Source organism: Halobacillus amylolyticus (genome assembly GCF_022921115.1).
Classification (GTDB): Bacteria; Bacillota; Bacilli; order Bacillales; family Halobacillaceae; genus Halobacillus_A; species Halobacillus_A amylolyticus.
The window spans coordinates 613,901-631,407 of sequence record NZ_CP095075.1; the positions used below are offsets into that span (position 1 = coordinate 613,901).

Here is a 17,507-nt window from a genome sequence, read left to right on the forward strand (position 1 = left end):
AATCTAACACTTCTTGGGAAACGATCATTCCAATCCTCTATTCTTGTTTTTTATTCCAATGTCGAAAAGTATTTCCTTAAATTGCTGAAACTCCTCATCATCAAAGTCAGACATCACTTCTTCATTCATTTCATCCATCTTCTCGCATAAAGAATGCTCCATAGATCTCCCTTTTTCAGTCAGAAAAATCAGCCTGTTGCGGCGATCTTTTGGATCAAATTGCCGTTCAATAAACTCGTTTTGTTCCAGTCGGTCAATAATACCTGTTACAGTAGCACTGTCTAGCTGAAGTCTTTCCCCTAATACAGAACTAAATTGCCCATCATCTTCCTTCCACAGAAAGCGAAGCAACGCATATTGAGCAGGTGTTACACCATACGGGGATAATTTGGATTTACTTACTTGGTTTACTTTTTGCAAAGCTGTCCTAAGAAGAAACTGTACACAGATATCGGATTCTTTGATTTCATTCACCCTCACTTGACCAAATATTCAAACTAGTTTGAATATAACACGAGTACAATTGATTTGCACACAATTAATTTGTGCACAAGCGATTTAAATGGATTTTAGAAGTTATCGAAATAACCTCCAATAGTGTAGTAACGCAGGGAATTGTATAGTATTTTATGTTAAAACCTCAAACACGCATCCCCCGTCAAGGACGAGGTTCAAATAAAGGTGTTTAGTTATTGATTAAATCGGATTCCTTTTATTGTAATTTTCTATTTAGTTTCCGGAATCGCAGCTTCGCTGGTATTGCCCATTAGATTGGGAGCACATTAGCCTGCTTGGCGATTATTCATTTGATTTAGAAAATCGTACAACGCCATTGAAAAACCTAAATATAAAATGAAGCTCAGAAATCCTTAGCGTAGGATTTTTTCAAAATGTTGGCGTGACCTCATTAAGCACTAATGTTTAATGAAAATAGCTGGTTACATAATTAAAGTAAACATCACTAGAAGTAAAATAATAAAAGTAAGAACTAAACACCCTATGACAACTTGATTACCGTATTTACTTCTGTAAAATAAATTCAAAAACGTAAAATACATAATCGTTGTGATACAAATGCAAACCACCCCTTTTATAATTTTATCGTAGGGTAGCTGTTAAAATACATTATGAAATAGATGAGCCATGAGCCTAAGGACATATATCCAACTAAGGAGAGAAACTTTTTTTCTTCCATGGAAAACCTCCACCTAATATATACCTAAATAATATACGGCTAAAAGTGGCAAAGGTTTCAGTATGCAGGTAGAAAAGGAATTGGTTAATTAACCAATTCCTTAATAGTCCTTTCCTTGAATTTAAAACAACTGATCCAGGTAAGCCATTTGATAAGTCACTGTCTTTTTAGCTTAAGCAAGTCGATTGATTTAGGATTAGACCTATAAGCAAAAAAAACCCGAGATCTTCCTGTTCCTACATCAAATGTTTAATAAATAGCACCCTATCCTGATCAGGTCCATCGTAATGTGAATGAATTTGTACACTACTTTCTACTTTATCACCTGTTTCAATCTCAAATCCGATTTTTGTATGGTAAGCTATTGAATTTCTATTAACAGGCGAAGTAATACATTTGACAGTTCTTCTATTATTTTGTTTAACTACTGAAAAGAATTCTTGATAAAGTCGCCTGCCAATATTATGCTTCCTATGTCGAGGGTCAACTCCAGCAAAATGTATGTATGCCTCTTCCGAATTAGATTGAGACAGAAAGCCGATTAAAAATCCTACAATCTTTCCATTTTGTTCGGCAATAAAGCTCGTGTCGTTAAAATGTACGAAGAACAACTTAGGTAACATATCCGACATTTGTCTTCCGCCCCACCATTCGTTAATTAGAGGTGAAAGCACATTATAATCTGTATCTATTACTGATCTAATTTTCATATATTAACCTCCCAGGTTAGTTGTTAGTATGGTCTCTCCATAAGGATAAAGAATTCCCATATTGGATTCAATATGGGAATTCTTTATTTAGGCTTGCACCTCTAGTATATCTTTAATCGTTGCCAAGATTCCTTTGATCTCTGCGTCATTCCCGGATTGAACCAAATTAAACCAAGAAATTCCTGGTATAAATAAAACAAAACAAATGATAATCACAAAGATTGTCCATTCAGGGAAAGCCGAAGGATCTTTAATCATAACCCCAAGAACTAACGAAATAACTGCAGTAAAAACACCTATAATAAAAGGTGATGGAAAGTGAATGTTGTTTACATCGTCAAGATAGGTTATTAAAGAATTAACTTTAATTTTTAACAGTCTCTTCTCTTCAGAAGTGAGTTTACCTAATTCCTTATCCATAAATTGTATATCCTTAAAAAGAGGCAAATTTATTTTGGCATTCTGTGTCATCGTAAGGTAATTTTGAAGCTTGAGAAGGAATTTTTCTGTTTCCAATTCTTTTAGAATACTGCTCCATTTCTCACTTGTAACCCCTCTGCTTATCTCCACTTTTACCAACTCCAACATTGTTATTAATCATGCGGAAAAATACCCATCAGGTCATTTATGCATGTCCTAATTTCCGACTCTAGTATATAGATATGTCAGCAGTATTTTTATAATCGTAAAATAACTAAATAACTTCAAAAGTCCTAATTGATTTTTCAACGAGAACGCAAATTAGCCCCAGGCCTGAGGCTAATTGATTTAATTTTACCGAAGTCAAAATCCTCCGTCACAACAGTTTCCCTCCCTATTTTACCTAATATCACAAAACCATTCCTATTATTTTCTTACACCAGTCTTCTCTTTCTTCTAAACCTACTTTCTTACCTCAAGGTGTTTTGCATTTTTAAATCCCTTTCTTCATGCCTTCTTACACATCCCACAATTTGTCCAACCACCGCTCCTTAGAAATAAAATTCAGACTATTTTAATAACAGATTCGTTATGTCTTTCCCAGGCAAATTAAAAGAAATAGCCTAATAAAAAGTGTTTCAATCGAATGTTAAATTATTATACACAAATTCCCAAAACTATAAATATAAACACTAAAGTTTGGAATAATAAAACAAAGCTATTGAAACGTGACAGAATGAAATACGATTAAAATGAGGGAATCTCTTTGCAAAATTATGAGAACACAGATCGGGCCCGATGATATAGAGCCCGTGTTAGTCCTTTAGGCACCACTCAGATCCATTTGAGAAATCCTTATATGATTGCCTGGTGGTCGGCTGCTTTCCAGGATTTGAACATCTCCTTCTGTCTATATATCTTAGAGGATTTCTCCTGTTTATATGGGAAATTATCATTAATGTTAACTCAAAATTAAATGTGGCCATGGTTTATACCTTTGGAGGGCAATTTGATATGGCAAGAGATGTTCTTGAGCCGAGATGGTTGCTGCTTTATATTCCTGTTTACATTTAAGGGATATGGGACAGCTACGTACCTCAGTTAATCTCAATAAAGTTTTTATATTGAGTGAGCGAGAGAATGCAGATTTTATAAATTTTCAAATTACGTCATTAGAAATCAATTATTTAGACAAAAGAAAACCCTGGGGGGTCGTGATGTGGTCCTTTTTCATGCCTGGAACGGGGCAGCTTTTCATAGGATAGTGGCTGCCTTTTTCATTGTCAGCTGGACAGTGGTTATCGTTTATATCCAAACTTTCTCCAAAGGGTCCATTATCTTGTCTTAGGAGATATTCATTACGCGGAGTAGAGTGCTAAATAAGGAATGACTAATGTTTTTTACCCTCCGTTTATTTTTTCTCCATGTATGATGCCTACGTGAATACAATAGTAAATAATAAACTCTTTGATAATGAACAAAGCAATTTTTTAAAAAAGAAATACCAAGATAGAAACTTTCGTTTACCCTTAAATCTTGTAAAAAGAGACAGGTGATTACATGTATGTAATGGCTACCTTTGAACATTCCGTCTTTTTGGAATTAGGCATCTCAGGCTTGGAGCAATTAAAAGTTCCTTCGGAAAATATTTTGGCTGTTCCCCTTAATAAAAGAACGGAAAAAGGCAAGCTCCTTGATTCGATTCATCAGTCAGACGGGATTAGCCTATTTGATCTAGCAGCCGCCCTAGCGACAGCTTGTTCCGTTATTGGCGCAAGTGTAGGCTTTCATTTAGGATGGGGGCCGATTATATGGGGGATTATTGGCGCCATTAGCGGTTTTGTTTTAGCATTTCTAATTAATATATTAACTGCTAAAGTAAAGCATGATCGCCAAAGGAAAGTTAGAGAGAAAACATCGGAGCTTATCCTTATCGTCCATTGTGAAAGCCATCAAGTTGAAAAGGTTGAAAAAATTCTTTGGGACAATCTTGCATTTGGAGTTGCCATTCTAGATAACGAAGATCAAAGCATATAAACTGAACTTTCAATCATGCCTATACTTTAAATTTAATTGTTTAACTTTGGCGGTCGTTTTTGAATTCGGAGCACCAGGAGAAGGATTAACATTTCTAATTACCCTTCTCCTCTAAGAAAGGCAAGGCTATTCTTGAATACCAAATTATTTATTTACTTTTTATTTCAAAAAGTGGGTTGGGGTTGGACTAATAACTAATGTTCCCCGTCTCAGCTATCCGACTGCCCTGTAATCTTTTTCTTCTCTATGATCGACTATTTCCTATGTAGCCCAACATATGGTTCGTTCTTTGCAATCCTATTTGTTGATTCCATCGTGAAAAACCATTTTTTCATCATTTTGGGGGTTTATCCAAGCATCGAACACTCTTTCTGCAGTTGCATCAAATTTGTAGCATCAATCAGAAAACCTGATTGTTAATTGTCCTGCCCCACAGCCTAAGTCAAGAAGCTGCTCCTTTAAATAAATCTCTGCCATATTCATTCAAATAAAACTCCCCCTGTCTATGCCATTTTGTTTAAGATCTTCTACTTCTTTCTAGAAGATTCCTTCTTTTATTATTCAGCATAATACCTTACTCTCTACCTCCCCACTTTTGCTGCAATTGCTGTATCTCTTCTTTATGTGTAATCCTTTCCTTAGGTGTTTCTAGAATAAACGGGATATCCTCTAGTTGCGAAGTTTTGATTAACTCTTCAAACTGTGCTTCTTTTATGTATCCACGGCCAAAAATATTAGCATGGCGATCCTTTCCCGACTCGGTGGCGTATTTTGAGTTGTTAAAATGGATGGCATTAAGATGGTCAAAGTATCCAAGTTCCAATCCTTCTCCCAACACTTCAGCCCAATTTTTACCATTCCACAGTCCACTCGAAAAAGCATGGCATGTGTCTAGACAGAACCCTATTTTTTCAGGGGATTCACACAAGTTGCGGACCTGGACAAGCTCCTCTAATGTAGTTCCGATAGATCCAGGCTTTCCTGCATTGTTTTCAAGGAGGATTTTACATTTCCCTTCCCACTGACCAAGAATCTCATTAAGTATTTCAATCATTAAGCGATAGCTCGCAAGTGGATCCTCATTGCTGATCTGTTTTCCGAAGTGCACGACTACACCAATTGAGCCACACGCCTCGGTGATCTCTAAGTCATTTAACAGGGAGTGTATGACCTGATTTCTCTTGTGATTATCCGTGGCTGTCAATCTTGTCGGGTAAGGGGTATGACTTACGGATTCAAGTTTATTTTCTTCACAAAATTTTTTGCATAGCATGGCATCTTCTTTATTAAAATCTTTTACGGATAAACTCCGGGGATTTTTAGGGAAATATTGAAAGGCAGAGGCGTTCATTGATGCTGCGTGTTTCGCAGCACCTAAGTAGCCCTCCCTTATTGAAACGTGACTACCGAATTTCATAAAAATCCCCTTTCGATCTGTAGTGGAAGTTACAGTATAAATTTTAAGTTTGACATTCTTTACAATAAAACGTTTTTCGAGATGAGAGTTCCTCTTTGATAATTGCTGCACCACAACGCTGGCATTCTTCTCCTTCACGGTCATAGACATACATCTTCTTGTTATAGCTTCCAGTTTTGGTATCGCCCTTAAATAAAGCCATACTCATATAACCACCATATTGGGTAGCTTGCTGAAGGACAAAACGTATTGATTGATACAATTGGACTTTCTGATTATCGTTGAGTTCGTTCATCTTTCGGTCCGGTAGCAGTTGGGAATGCCAGGCAATTTCATCTGAATAACAGTTGCCAATTCCTGATAAGAATTCCTGATTTACGAGGGTTGTTTTGATCCTACCTCTTCTATCTTCAATAAGGCTTAAAAAAGTATCGAGCGAAAAATTTACATCGAGCGGCTCTGGACCTAAATCTGTTAATTCTTGTTCCACTTCTTCCTGTGACAAAAGATGGAGATATCCTAGTCTTAGGCCAATAAAATAGAGATGCTGATCGCCAAAAGACAACTGTATTTGAACAGTACGATCTGGCTTTTCCTCCTCCTTCCCATAAAACATTAGGCCCCCGAGCATGAGATGTAATAGTAAAACATAGCCATTTTCAAGATGGAAAAGCAAATGCTTAGCCCTTCTCTCGATAGCTTTGATTTCCTGATTTTGCACTCTATTTATAAAATCATCAGGCTTTACATTGATTGATTTTTCCCGGTTGATGAGGATACTTGTGATTGGATGTCCATCAATTTTTTGATTAAGTAAGGTCTTATAGGTTTCCATTTCTGGTAGTTCTGGCATCTTCAGTCCTCCATAGAAAAGCTGTTATCTTAATTATCCCCCAATAAACATAAATCATTAAGACATTACTTAATCTCTTAAGAGGTTGTGAAATAGTGTCCCCCTATGATCTGAACATACTATTTTACTTCCTCTAAACGGGATGATATCGATAACTTGTGCGTACTCATGACGAAACTAATAGCAGCCGCACCACTACTGATAAAAGGGAGCAACGAATATCCCCAATTTGCCACCACATAACTTCCAATGATTGAACCAAGTGTAATCCCGATGTAAAGTGCTGTATTATTCCATGCAAATGCAGTCCCACGATGTTCTTGAAAGTCAGCAGCTAATCGTGCCTGATAGGATGTAAACCCTGCATAACCAACCAGTGCCCAAAGAAACAAGATCAAATAGATCCATCCACCTGATGAGAAAAAGACACCTAGAACAATTAAAACGATTGAAAGCAAGGCTAGCGTAACTTTGGATATAACACTCTCTCCGAAACGATCAGTCATTTGCCCACTTGTAAGGCTTCCCATAACGGCTCCAATTCCAAAAAATGTAACAGCTAATGAAACTTCTGAGGTTGTAAATTTGTTTAGTGAGTAGAGTGCTGCTCCGAGGTAAACATAGAGGGCATACATGGAGATAGCCCAGATTGTTGTTACACTGACCGAACCAAGTATTCTAGCCATATTCCCCTTTATAACTTTTCTTCCTGAAGGGATTCTCGGAATTGATTCCCATGTTTTAAAATTGATAACCACTAAAATTGCTCCCATCAAGGCCATTGCTAGAAATACGAATCGCCAGCCAAGCAAATGCTCCAATAATGCCCCTACAGGAGCACCTGCCCACAAAGCCATTAAATGTCCAGATACAACTATGGACAGCCAAGCCCCTCGTCGATCTGAAGGAGCAACATCACCGATAATAGCGTAAATCAAAGGTGTGATCGAAGCGACGGACAAACCAGCCAAGATTCGACTGCCGATTAACCATGAAAATGAAGGAGCAAGACCTGTCAAAATATTGGCAAGCACGAACAGGAACAAGCCTAGTATAATAAAATATCTTCGCCCTTTTTTATCAGAAATCCAACCGAAGAAAGGAGCTGAAACAGCGTAGGTTATCGCAAAGACGGTTACCATCCACCCTGCCTCAGCAGAGGTAATATGATATTCTTGGGAAATAAAGGGTAACAGAGGGGAGACTACAAACAAATCTGTCCCCATCAAAAACAAGGTAATCCAGCCAACTGTCAAACGTATTCTGCTTGAATTATCCATCACCTATCCCCCTGAGAAGCAGTTTTTTATATGTTATTCGCTTGGGGATGGAAATGGTTTCATTATTTGAAAATGAATGTCCGTCGTGCAGATAATTTAATTCGGCTGTTTATAACAATTGAATGTTAGTGAAAATAGAGTATATTTTTTGAGTCTCTTATGCTCATATTTGGCTTATTTCTAAGTTTAATGTATAAAAAGCACTTTTTAGTATTTAGATTTATTGTTTTTAATAAATAGAAATGAGCGCTATCGTATAAATACAATAGTGCTCATTGCCATTGACCGAGTCATTTATTTGTTTCTTTAAAGACTCCCTTTGTTATATCATGATCGATTGTTGTCCATCAGTTTGTCGATGATACCATACTCCCCTAAGTTCGTTTGTTCTATGACATACGGTATGAAATTAGACATGGCCATACTCCTTTCTATATTGCAATTGGTAAATCTCTTCTTAGACCTTCTACCAGTGACAATATGGTCGATAACTCTACCTGATAAAACGGGATAAACAGGGTACTCCCATCTATTGTTGTGATGGAAACTAACACATAGGAAGAGCCTTCTCCTGAAATTGTTTGAAATAATGACTGCTGACCATGCTCTGTTTGAGAACCTTCAGTCGACATTTGAGGCTGTTGTATTTCTTTTTGATAAAGCTGTACGAAAGTGAAAGGATCCTCATTACGTAGTCCCACTACGTAGGGCAAGGTCTCATCTTCTTCCAGGGTGTAAAACCAACGATCAAGTCTTGTGTGTTTTATCTTTTTTCGTGCGCGGTGAAGTGAAGCCTTCACCGAACCTTCCGTTTCACTGATCATATCTGCAGTTTCTCTCGTCGTTAATCCAAATCCCTCAACAAGTAACATCGCCAACCGTTGTTTAGGTGATAGTTCTTCGAGAAGCTTCAATAGCCTGGTAAACCATATCAGATGTTGAATCATCCTGCTGTTTAAATTCTGTTAAATCACTGGTCATATCCTCACTAGGTTTGCGTTTGCGATATCCGTCAATCCGTGTGTTTGAAGCAATCCGAAACAAATAGGCCTTAGTAATAGGTCTTGGCCTGTTGAGCCAACCGATATAGGCGTTCGCTAACGTAACCTGCATTAAGTCTTCTCCATCCCATTTTGACTTGGTAAGGGACAGACAGTACTTCTGTAATTCCTGAATATATGCTTTTATAGCTGCTTCAAACTCTTTTTCCAATTTCACTGGAGTTTTTTTAACAAGCGGCCGCATGTCTTTTTCCCCCTCTATAATGTCTTTCATAGTTATAAACGAAAAAGAAACTTTAAAAGATACGGTCGATTTGAAAAAAATGATTAATTTTATTCAATAAACAGCGTCCGTCTTTAGAGGATTACCTTATGCCCGGGGTAAATTTGAGTAAACGAGACAGGGAAATTTCCCTGCCTCGTTTACGGTGCAAATAAATTAGGTATTTTTAGCTTGGATGATAGCATCAGAGGCACAACTCGTGCCCTTATCTTTACGATTAATGTCAGGAGGATTCATTCGTTACATCAAAATACAGATGGAAATGGTTGCTGCACTTTTCGTTAAAACGACTGTCGCATTGTGGGCAATTGGATGTAGACATGTATTCATTGATCGTTAGTTCGTGTTGACAATTACCGCAAAGAATGGCTTGTTCATTCCATTGATCTTGGGGCCATTTAGATGCAGAGTGACTAGCTGTTTCTTGATGACAGTAGTAGCAAGCGTAATATTCATTGCAGCAAAGGAATTTAATAGCAACGATATCTACTTCGGTATGGTAGTGGCTGCACCGAGTGCGGGAGTCTACGTCTACTCCTTTGACTAAAGGATTACGAGCGCTCATGGGAATCACCTCTTTTTCGTTAAGAATTCAGATGAAAGCCTATATCTTATGTTAATTTTAACGCTATTTATACTTTATTGTCACCTACAATCCTTTTACATACCTTCGTTTGAAAAGAGGTATACTAATCCTCAAGTGTAAAGGAGGTATGAAGTATGTCAAAACCAGACGACCGTTCCAACAATAAGGAAAGAATCGAAAATAATATTGGTCACACCCTGCAAAACATGGATGAAGCCAAAGATTATGCCAAAGCACACTCAGAAGAATTAAGTGAAGAAGAAATGAGCCAGATTAAAGAAAAGAACCAGCGTCGTGAAGAAAGCATTGAGGGGTTGCGCGAAGAAGCCAAAGATGAAGCGCATAATCAAAAAGACGTGTAATTTGGTAAGTAGACAGGCATGGAAAACCGTCCATTTGACGGCAAAATGCCTGTCTTTTTACTTTATATGCCGTTTACAGAGTAAGGGTGACTCTTATTCATTAATGAACGCTCTCCTATTTAAGAAGTTGTGAATTCCCCGCCGTTAACATGAAGTGTTTGTCCAGTTACATAACGTGAATCATCGGAGGCAAGGTAGACAAACGTAGGAGCAAGCTCAAACGGCTGTCCTTGTCGCTCCATAGGATTAGGTGCTTGCGTGACCTGATCTGCGGAGAAACTTGCTGGAATAAGAGGCGTCCATACCCGGCCGGGCGCAACGGCATTAACCCGAATCCCCTTGTCGATAACGTTGTTCGCCAAGGCTCTTGTGAAACCGAGGATAGCTCCTTTCGTTGCGGTGTAATCAATCAACTGTTTATTCCCTACATATGTCACAACCGAAGAAGTATTAATAATGGAACTGCCTGTTTTTAAGTATGGAAGAGCTGCCCGTGTTGTATAGAAGTGAGAGTAGATATTTACTTTAAAGGTATCATCGAATTGCTCGTCGGTAATATCAAGCAGGCTTAATTGCTGAAACTGAATACCGACATGGTTACAAAGAACATCAAGCTGCCCAAAAGTGTCGATCGTTTCTTTTACAATATCGATACATTGCTGCTTTCTTCTAACATCACCAGGCATTAAGATGCAACGTTTTCCGAGCTCTTCAATTCTCGCTTTTGTTCGATTCGCATCCTCATGTTCATCTAAATATGAAATGGCCACATCTGCGCCCTCTTTAGCAAAAGCAATAGCAACTGCCGCACCAATGCCACTGTCACCGCCTGAAATCAATGCCACCTTCCCTGTAAGTTTTCCACTTCCCGTATAATTAGGATTTTCAATGATCGGACGTGGAACCATCCATTTTTCCACACCAGGTTGGCGAAGCTGACGTTGTTCTGGGACAGTCACCGGGACGTCCTGGTAACGAGTTATTTTTCCGTAGTTAGGATACATCGGATAACCTTTAGCATCCGGTTTCTTTTTTTTATGTTGGTCGGACATAGACAAACCTCCTTAAAAAACTTATTTCAGGATAATCTATGTTAAAGGAGCGATCAGAATGTCTTTCATTTTTACAAGACTTCTGGTACACGCTCATCATTGAGGAAAGTTGAATAAGGTAATAGAAATGCTCAAGGAGGTTAATGTTTTGCAATACTATCAATACAATCCAGAAGTGAAATTATTATTGGTCAATCATTCAGATGAAAAAGTACAGATGTTATATAACGATAACCCTTACACTTGGCAAATGCCTAAAATTGGCCCTAGACCGCCCTATTATTATAATCCACGATATGAACCGTATTATCCTAAAATCTAGTACATTCAGTTTATTTAAAAAACAGAGCATGAGTAATGCTTACTCATGCTCTGTAAGAATGCACTTTTTACGTTAGATAGGAATCATTGCATTCTTCCATCAACTACAATAAAGGTGCCTCAAACTTCCTTTATATCGAACGAAATAACTCGATCCGTAGTTGAATTATAGACAACGTTACCTTGAACCTTAATTCTTTCCTGTGGTGATTGTAAAATATATTCATACGTTTCTTTCGTTTGCGTAGGTGATACTTGTGTTTTCCCTATAGTATTATATTCGGTGACGTTATAACCAGGATAGGCCGTCTGGGTAAGTTCTAATAAATATTTCCCCCATTTTTCTTGCTCCAATTCTGGAGAAGGAGTGATCTCAACATTTATAACGCCCTGACCTAGATTTGCACGTAGTGTTTCAAAGGCTTTTCTGTGCAGATTGACTTTATTCGGCGGGTATCCTGGAACTTTATCAACTACGGTCACTAAAACTTCTCTTTGATTTGATAGATTTGTTACCTTAAGTGTCTGACCACACTGGTAAGGAGTATTTTCCCCGATTGCTACTGTCATATATTGATTTTCGGACCACGGGATACCGCACTGTGTAACCTGTCCTCCCTCTGTCCATGTTGCTTGACCTCTAACGGCTTGTTGACGGTTAGGATAATAAGGGTGTGGGATATAACTTCTACTGTAGTTATAGTAAGGATGCTGAACATAAGGACCTTGCTGATTTACATATGGAATATATGAGTAATTGGAATACATACTTTTCCTCCTGTCTTTACATAAACCTCATTGATAACGTATGTTTTCGAAAGGTTGACCTGTGACAGGAATCCATTAACTTAGCAAACTTTTAAGTCTGGAAAATAATCTTTATTAACAAAGTACTTCTTCATCTTGGTCGTGAAACCTTTATTGCTCTAGTCGCGATAAAAGTTTTTATATAGTTATCCAGCAACCTGCTCCCACCAAAGTCATCTTCATACAATCCCGCAATTAAAAATCCGGCATCAATTTGCCCTTGAATTTGATCTTCTAATGTATGTCCGAACTCGAAAGCCTGGATATCCTGTATAGGTTGTTGAAGTTCTTCCTCATTTAGATTAGACATAGATGAAAAAGGAATAGAGTGTTTAACTTCCAGAAATCCCTCGTCTTCTTGCTTATCATCGAAAATGTATAGAAGCGGGTTAGTAAATCCAGATATTAGCACACCACCTTCTTTTAAGACTCTTGATGCTTCCTTCCAGACAGGTGAGATATTTTCAACAAACACATTGGAAACAGGATGGACGATTAGATCAAAAGATTCATCATCAAAAAAATGAAGGTCAGACATACTTCCTTGTATCGTTTTAAGGTGTAAGCCGTCTCGTTCGGCTACAAACTGATCTTGTTCCAGCTGTTTTTTAGAAATATCCACAACTGTCACCTCCGCCCCTGCGGCAGCTAAAATAGGGCCTTGTTGTCCACCTCCAGATGCTAAACAAAGAATTTTTACTCCCTTTAACGACGAGGGAAACCAAGCTCTCGGCACAGCCCTTTCGGTTGTCACTGTTATTTTCCAATCATTAGCTTTAGCCTTTTCAATACTATCCTCATTTACAGGCTTCGTGTAGACGACTCCGTTTTCAACTTTTTTGTTCCAAGCCCTACTGTTATGTTCTACTGTATTCATATTAATTATCTCCCTCGAAATATGCTTGTCTGGTTTATTTGTCATAAGTGCACCAAAAAAAGTTTATACACCCGTCCATCGCTTTTACCCAATAATATCTTAGGTTATAGCATCGCTGCGTCCCGACTCATTCTATCGGGAAAATCAATGAACGGGTTGCGGTTTCCTTGTATTTCATAGATCGCTAAATTGCGATGTTTTTCGTAAAGAGCAGGGGGACCTTCTGATGCCAATCTAGTAACAGCGCCGTGTCGATCTTGTCCTTATATTGCTGTTCGATTGCGTCCGGATACCTCAGTAAAAAGTATAGCATCGCTCTAGCAACCGTTCCTTTTGCATGTTCCGGCTCGAATAAGTTCTCATTCGCCTTCCCACAGGACTCTTCTATTCGGTTAGTCTTGATTTTCCCAGGATTATAATCGGTAAAGTCATGGTACGGATAGTTGCTTCTTATTGAGTTACAAACGGGTTCACAAGTGAATAAGTGATGAAGGTCGCCGCGCATAGGCTCCTGTTCATTAAACCAGGACTGTGGTACGGAATGTTCGCAGTTATATTTGAAGTCATTAGCAATCTGGACCAGTTTACTTTCCACTTGTTTTTGATCAGAGGCCCCAGACTTTTTTATTTCCTCTTTTCGCTTTACAGATGTTGCATGATCTTCTTTAATGACTTCTTCTGCTTGCCTTTGCTGCCCTGAGTAAATACTCTTGAGATTGCCCTCTGGTCGCAAGTCAACCCATGGATACACATACTCACTTGGGTCATAGCGCACCTCATTCGTATGGGTTTTTTGGACAAGTTGTTGTAAAGATTGAATGAATTCTTTATGATTGGTATTTTTAAAATCAACAGTGCTATAGTACTGCTCGATCATTCGCTTATCTTTTTCCTGATTATAATATACTTTGGGGTCTTTCTGTATTTTTTCCTTTGTTTCGGTAAGGTTAGAGAGAATAGTGCTGAGACGTTGACGGTCGGTTGTCACGGGGAGAAGTCTTTCTTCCTGCTGGGAAGTTAACATCATTTTCAAACCTCCAAGAAATTAAAATTCCACATCATTCCTAAATTTTTATGCATTTTGGTACACCAATACCCAATCTTTCTTTTTCTAATTCCATACCCCGATCATGTCATAGTAAACCTGTTACTTCTCACTTCATTTTTCTTACACCTTTTTCAAAAATATGAGTAGCCCTTTATAAAAAAGGACGGCTCCTCTAATTAAGGGAGACGACCTTCTATCTATTCATCATTATTTTTAGGATGATTATCGAAAAAATCCATTTTCGTAACATCCAGGTTTGCTTGCCTGAAATGCGGCAATTTCTCTATTTTACGATAAGGCATATAGGGTGGAATACTTACGTTTACCATGGACAATGGAACTTCTACTTTATCTCCAATATCTGCTCGATAAGGCGGCATCATTTCGTTAGCTTTGATTAAGTCTTTCAAGGACAATCCATTGTTTTCAGCGATATCCTGTAATGTCAATTGCTCCTGAATCGTACACGTTTTACGAAGCTTTTCAACTCGGCAAGAAGATGGTTTAAAAGTCGGTTGCTTGGAAATAGGATCAGTAAAATCAACAGTTAATTCGTTTGCAGACTGGTTATTTTCCCAACTGCCATAGTGAAAAGGAACCCAGTTTACAACGTTATATAAAATTGATATCTGAAAAATATAAGAAATATGACCACCAGCATCTTTTGCTTTTAATTAAATAAGTCTTATAACATTGTTTGCCAGCCTAACGTTTCGGCTACAGTCAATAACGCACCAGATTATGAAGTAAACTCCTGTAATAGATTGCAGGGTAAGTTTATGTTAAAAACTTGAATCAAATAATTCGCCTGTCATTATGCTCATAAATTCATTAAAAAACATCGGATAATCAAATTCAAATGCAATTCGGTGTATTTTCTCGGGTTCATCTTCTTCCATATCAACTGATCTAAAGTCTGCAATACTTTGACCCCTTTGGACTTCTTCCGTAGCTTCAACGATATGAACAGGTAAAGATCGATAAGTGAACATTCCATCATGTAGCGCACCCATTAAAGTAATTACATCATGCAACGGACTGCCCTTAATACCAGGGTTTGTTTCCTTATAAAAATCATAATAGTAATCTAACAAAGGTTTCACAATTTTTGTTTTCCCTTTATAGGCAATGTAATCAACCATTTCAGGTGTTACAATGGCGTAATCAGTCACGTTTAACGGAAAAATAGTAGCATTGTGAGCATACCTTAATACAATTTGTACGGCGACTGGATCTGCATAAAAGTTGGCTTCTGACACGGCTGTAACATTCCCGGGAACCCAGAAAGCTCCCCCCATAATGTAGAAGCCATCCACTTTTTCCATAAGCGTCCGATATAGAATAAACATGGTTGCTAATGATGTAAGTCTGCCTATATTTACAATAATTAAATCATCTTGGTACTTCTCAATTAACTTTATTATTTCAAAGAAGTTTTCGCTGTCACCTACATAATTTTCCGGTGTAATAGGTCCCAGCCCATGCTCTCCATGTACTTCAGGAGCATACCGTGGATACTCTCCTGTCATTGGTACTTCAGCACCACCAATGATCGGAGGACCATTCTCAATATTAAATAAATCATATAAGTAATAAACATTATTGACGGCCGTTTCTCTTGAGACATTCCCGTAGTCGGCTACGATACCCACTAATTCAATATCATCATTTAAAAAGGCATAAATGATTGCAATCGCGTCATCGATGCCGATATCTCCGAACAACAAGACTTTTTTCGCCACCACATCACCCCACAAGGTGTTTGCATTTTATGATCTCTTGTTAAAGCTATGCTTAAAAGGTGATGGTCATTCCTCGCAATAGGTTCAGCGAGTTTATGTGTGTATTTTCCATAAAATAAAAAACCCGTTTTCACCTATTAATTGAAAAAAATGGAAAAGTGAATCAAAACGCATCACTAGTTATTTTCGATCAAAATTGGACAGGCAATTCAATCAACCCACGCATAAGTATACCAGGGCGCCATTCCAATGCTTCTGGATCAGTATTTAATCGGAGCTCAGGCATGCGTCGTAGTAAAGTTGTCACAGCAACTTCTGCTTCCAATCTGGCAAGTGGTGCACCAAGGCAAAAGTGGATTCCTTTTCCAAAAGCGAGATGTTTGCTTTTACCGCGGGTGATATCAAATACGTCTGGATCCTCAAATTGTTCCGGGTCACGATTCGCTGAATCCAGAGCAACGATTACGTGGTCCCCTTTGGCAATGGTTTTCCCGCGTAATTCCACCGTATTAGAAGCCCAACGGTCAGTACTGAATTCAACCGGCCCGTTGTAACGAAGGAATTCCTCAAGGGCGGATTCAATTAAGTTTGGGTCGTTTTTTAGTTGTTCCTTTTGCCCAGGGTTTTCGAGTAATGCAAAGACTCCATTTGTGATTAAATTAACTGTGGTTTCGTGACCAGCGATGATTAGTAAGGAGATTACCCCATAAAGTTCCTGCTCAGAAAGGCTGTCCCCTTCTTCCTCAGACTGGATTAACTTGCTGATCATATCATCCTTAGGATTCTGACGACGTTCGGCACATAACTGCTTGAGGTACATCACAAATTCTGTCATGTGTGTTTGGATTTGCTCTGCGTTTTCTGGATTATTTGAGGCCTCTACAAGCGTATTCGACCACGTTCGAAACTTGTCACGATCTTGACTAGGGACACCCAGCATTTCGCATATAACAATAATCGGTAAAGGGAAGGCAAAATCATCAATCAAATTCATTTGACCCTTTTCTTGTACCCTATCAAGTAATTCGTTAGTAATTTCCTCAACTCTCCCTCGCAAACCTTCAATCATTTTTGGCGTAAAAGCCTTTTGAACCAGTCCCCTCAATCGTTTATGATCAGGAGGGTCGGAAAAGAGCATGTTTCTGACAAAAATACTTGAATTTGCATGCGCCTCCTCCTGCTCTTCTTCGCCGAGGAGATAGGTATAGTCTTTGATAAAGCGAGAATCTTTTAGGACAGCTACAGCATCCTCGTAGCGTGTTATGATCCAGGAGTAATGGCCGTTTGGCATAAGTGTTTGATGAATGGGGTCTTCCTGTCTCAGTTTGCTAAAGTTCGGATAAGGATTCTGATTGAACTCTGATGTAAATAACTTAACGTTCGTTTCATGTGTTCCATTCTCATGTGACATTAACTATTCCCCTCTCTATTTTCAATAGCGTAACTTGCTTTATAACCGCTGAAAACCAATTAATGACTGACTGGTCATTCAATACCTAAAATAACGTATCAACCC

At 38.4% G+C, this 17,507-nt stretch carries 18 protein-coding genes and 1 pseudogene; 3 read left to right on the plus strand and 16 right to left on the minus strand.

What is annotated here, in order from left to right; genetic code table 11:
* Positions 1–24 precede the first annotated feature (24 nt).
* From MUO15_RS03300 to MUO15_RS03310, 3 genes are all read right to left on the minus strand, one after another.
* Positions 25–474, minus strand: a complete 450-nt coding sequence (locus MUO15_RS03300; RefSeq protein WP_245033383.1) for a MarR family winged helix-turn-helix transcriptional regulator — start codon at positions 472–474, stop codon at positions 25–27.
* Positions 475–1,431: 957 nt separating this feature from the next.
* The gene (locus MUO15_RS03305) at positions 1,432–1,905 is read right to left on the minus strand and encodes a GNAT family N-acetyltransferase (RefSeq protein ID WP_245033385.1); all 474 of its coding nucleotides are present in this window, start codon (positions 1,903–1,905) and stop codon (positions 1,432–1,434) included.
* Positions 1,906–1,992: 87 nt separating this feature from the next.
* Positions 1,993–2,475, minus strand: coding sequence for a hypothetical protein (locus MUO15_RS03310; RefSeq protein WP_245033387.1), 483 nt, complete (start codon positions 2,473–2,475; stop codon positions 1,993–1,995).
* 1,419 nt (positions 2,476–3,894) lie between these two features.
* Between MUO15_RS03310 and MUO15_RS03315 the strand changes: the two genes are divergently transcribed.
* Positions 3,895–4,362 (plus strand): hypothetical protein, encoded by a 468-nt coding sequence (locus MUO15_RS03315; RefSeq protein WP_318036189.1) that lies wholly within the window; start codon positions 3,895–3,897, stop codon positions 4,360–4,362.
* A gap of 574 nt (positions 4,363–4,936) precedes the next feature.
* Here the strand turns inward: MUO15_RS03315 and MUO15_RS03320 are convergent.
* The 6 genes from MUO15_RS03320 to MUO15_RS03345 all read right to left on the minus strand — a co-directional run bounded on the left by MUO15_RS03320 (position 4,937) and on the right by MUO15_RS03345 (position 9,761).
* The gene (locus MUO15_RS03320; RefSeq protein ID WP_245033391.1) at positions 4,937–5,779 is read right to left on the minus strand and encodes a deoxyribonuclease IV; all 843 of its coding nucleotides are present in this window, start codon (positions 5,777–5,779) and stop codon (positions 4,937–4,939) included.
* 43 nt (positions 5,780–5,822) lie between these two features.
* Positions 5,823–6,632, minus strand: a complete 810-nt coding sequence (gene mutM / locus MUO15_RS03325) for a bifunctional DNA-formamidopyrimidine glycosylase/DNA-(apurinic or apyrimidinic site) lyase (protein ID WP_245033393.1) — start codon at positions 6,630–6,632, stop codon at positions 5,823–5,825.
* A gap of 119 nt (positions 6,633–6,751) precedes the next feature.
* Positions 6,752–7,912 (minus strand): MFS transporter, encoded by a 1,161-nt coding sequence (locus tag MUO15_RS03330; protein ID WP_245033395.1) that lies wholly within the window; start codon positions 7,910–7,912, stop codon positions 6,752–6,754.
* A gap of 431 nt (positions 7,913–8,343) precedes the next feature.
* The gene (locus tag MUO15_RS03335; protein WP_245033397.1) at positions 8,344–8,859 is read right to left on the minus strand and encodes an RNA polymerase sigma factor; all 516 of its coding nucleotides are present in this window, start codon (positions 8,857–8,859) and stop codon (positions 8,344–8,346) included.
* Positions 8,798–9,157 carry an RNA polymerase sigma factor gene (locus tag MUO15_RS03340; RefSeq protein ID WP_245033399.1) on the minus strand — a complete coding sequence of 120 codons (360 nt, stop codon included), beginning with the start codon at positions 9,155–9,157 and terminating at the stop codon, positions 8,798–8,800. The genes MUO15_RS03335 and MUO15_RS03340 overlap by 62 nt, the downstream gene beginning before the upstream one ends.
* A 262-nt stretch (positions 9,158–9,419) precedes the next feature.
* Complete coding sequence (locus tag MUO15_RS03345; protein WP_245033401.1) at positions 9,420–9,761, minus strand: CHY zinc finger protein; 342 nt, start codon at positions 9,759–9,761, stop codon at positions 9,420–9,422.
* 155 nt (positions 9,762–9,916) lie between these two features.
* Here MUO15_RS03345 and tlp point away from each other — a divergent pair, with 155 nt between their 5' ends.
* Positions 9,917–10,144: a small acid-soluble spore protein Tlp gene (tlp, locus tag MUO15_RS03350; protein WP_245033403.1), complete on the plus strand. Its 228-nt coding sequence runs from the start codon at positions 9,917–9,919 to the stop codon at positions 10,142–10,144.
* 119 nt (positions 10,145–10,263) lie between these two features.
* Here tlp and MUO15_RS03355 read toward each other — a convergent pair whose 3' ends face one another.
* Entirely contained in the window at positions 10,264–11,196 is a 933-nt protein-coding gene (locus MUO15_RS03355; protein ID WP_245033405.1) for an SDR family oxidoreductase, read from the minus strand.
* Between the two features lie 148 nt (positions 11,197–11,344).
* On the opposite strand from MUO15_RS03355, the gene MUO15_RS03360 reads away from it, so the two are divergent.
* A complete protein-coding gene (locus MUO15_RS03360; protein ID WP_245033407.1) occupies positions 11,345–11,518 on the plus strand; it encodes a hypothetical protein in 174 nt (57 codons plus the stop codon).
* Between the two features lie 119 nt (positions 11,519–11,637).
* On the opposite strand, the gene MUO15_RS03365 is transcribed toward MUO15_RS03360, so the two are convergent.
* The 6 genes and pseudogenes from MUO15_RS03365 to MUO15_RS03390 form a co-directional block, all read right to left on the minus strand.
* Positions 11,638–12,285, minus strand: coding sequence for a DUF3889 domain-containing protein (locus MUO15_RS03365; RefSeq protein ID WP_245033409.1), 648 nt, complete (start codon positions 12,283–12,285; stop codon positions 11,638–11,640).
* A 130-nt stretch (positions 12,286–12,415) separates the two neighbouring features.
* Positions 12,416–13,201, minus strand: coding sequence for a class I SAM-dependent methyltransferase (locus MUO15_RS03370; protein WP_245033411.1), 786 nt, complete (start codon positions 13,199–13,201; stop codon positions 12,416–12,418).
* Between the two features lie 104 nt (positions 13,202–13,305).
* Positions 13,306–14,228: pseudogene (locus MUO15_RS03375) on the minus strand (endonuclease I family protein).
* A gap of 218 nt (positions 14,229–14,446) precedes the next feature.
* Entirely contained in the window at positions 14,447–14,698 is a 252-nt protein-coding gene (locus MUO15_RS03380) for a LysM peptidoglycan-binding domain-containing protein (protein WP_245033415.1), read from the minus strand.
* Positions 14,699–15,031: 333 nt separating this feature from the next.
* Positions 15,032–15,991, minus strand: a complete 960-nt coding sequence (locus tag MUO15_RS03385; protein ID WP_245033417.1) for a nucleoside hydrolase — start codon at positions 15,989–15,991, stop codon at positions 15,032–15,034.
* 190 nt (positions 15,992–16,181) lie between these two features.
* Positions 16,182–17,402 carry a cytochrome P450 family protein gene (locus tag MUO15_RS03390; protein ID WP_245033419.1) on the minus strand — a complete coding sequence of 407 codons (1,221 nt, stop codon included), beginning with the start codon at positions 17,400–17,402 and terminating at the stop codon, positions 16,182–16,184.
* Positions 17,403–17,507 lie beyond the last annotated feature (105 nt).

Bases quoted from the DNA above. Each gene is read 5' to 3' on its own strand.
- MUO15_RS03305 (WP_245033385.1), bottom strand. From the start codon at position 1,905: ATGAAAATTAGATCAGTAATAGATACAGATTATAATGTGCTTTCACCT.
- MUO15_RS03315 (WP_318036189.1), top strand. From the start codon at position 3,895: ATGGCTACCTTTGAACATTCCGTCTTTTTGGAATTAGGCATCTCAGGC.
- MUO15_RS03320 (WP_245033391.1), bottom strand. From the start codon at position 5,779: ATGAAATTCGGTAGTCACGTTTCAATAAGGGAGGGCTACTTAGGTGCT.
- mutM (WP_245033393.1), bottom strand. From the start codon at position 6,632: ATGCCAGAACTACCAGAAATGGAAACCTATAAGACCTTACTTAATCAA.
- MUO15_RS03330 (WP_245033395.1), bottom strand. From the start codon at position 7,912: ATGGATAATTCAAGCAGAATACGTTTGACAGTTGGCTGGATTACCTTG.
- MUO15_RS03335 (WP_245033397.1), bottom strand. From the start codon at position 8,859: ATGATTCAACATCTGATATGGTTTACCAGGCTATTGAAGCTTCTCGAA.
- MUO15_RS03340 (WP_245033399.1), bottom strand. From the start codon at position 9,157: ATGCGGCCGCTTGTTAAAAAAACTCCAGTGAAATTGGAAAAAGAGTTT.
- MUO15_RS03345 (WP_245033401.1), bottom strand. From the start codon at position 9,761: ATGAGCGCTCGTAATCCTTTAGTCAAAGGAGTAGACGTAGACTCCCGC.
- tlp (WP_245033403.1), top strand. From the start codon at position 9,917: ATGTCAAAACCAGACGACCGTTCCAACAATAAGGAAAGAATCGAAAAT.
- MUO15_RS03355 (WP_245033405.1), bottom strand. From the start codon at position 11,196: ATGTCCGACCAACATAAAAAAAAGAAACCGGATGCTAAAGGTTATCCG.
- MUO15_RS03365 (WP_245033409.1), bottom strand. From the start codon at position 12,285: ATGTATTCCAATTACTCATATATTCCATATGTAAATCAGCAAGGTCCT.
- MUO15_RS03370 (WP_245033411.1), bottom strand. From the start codon at position 13,201: ATGAATACAGTAGAACATAACAGTAGGGCTTGGAACAAAAAAGTTGAA.
- MUO15_RS03390 (WP_245033419.1), bottom strand. From the start codon at position 17,402: ATGTCACATGAGAATGGAACACATGAAACGAACGTTAAGTTATTTACA.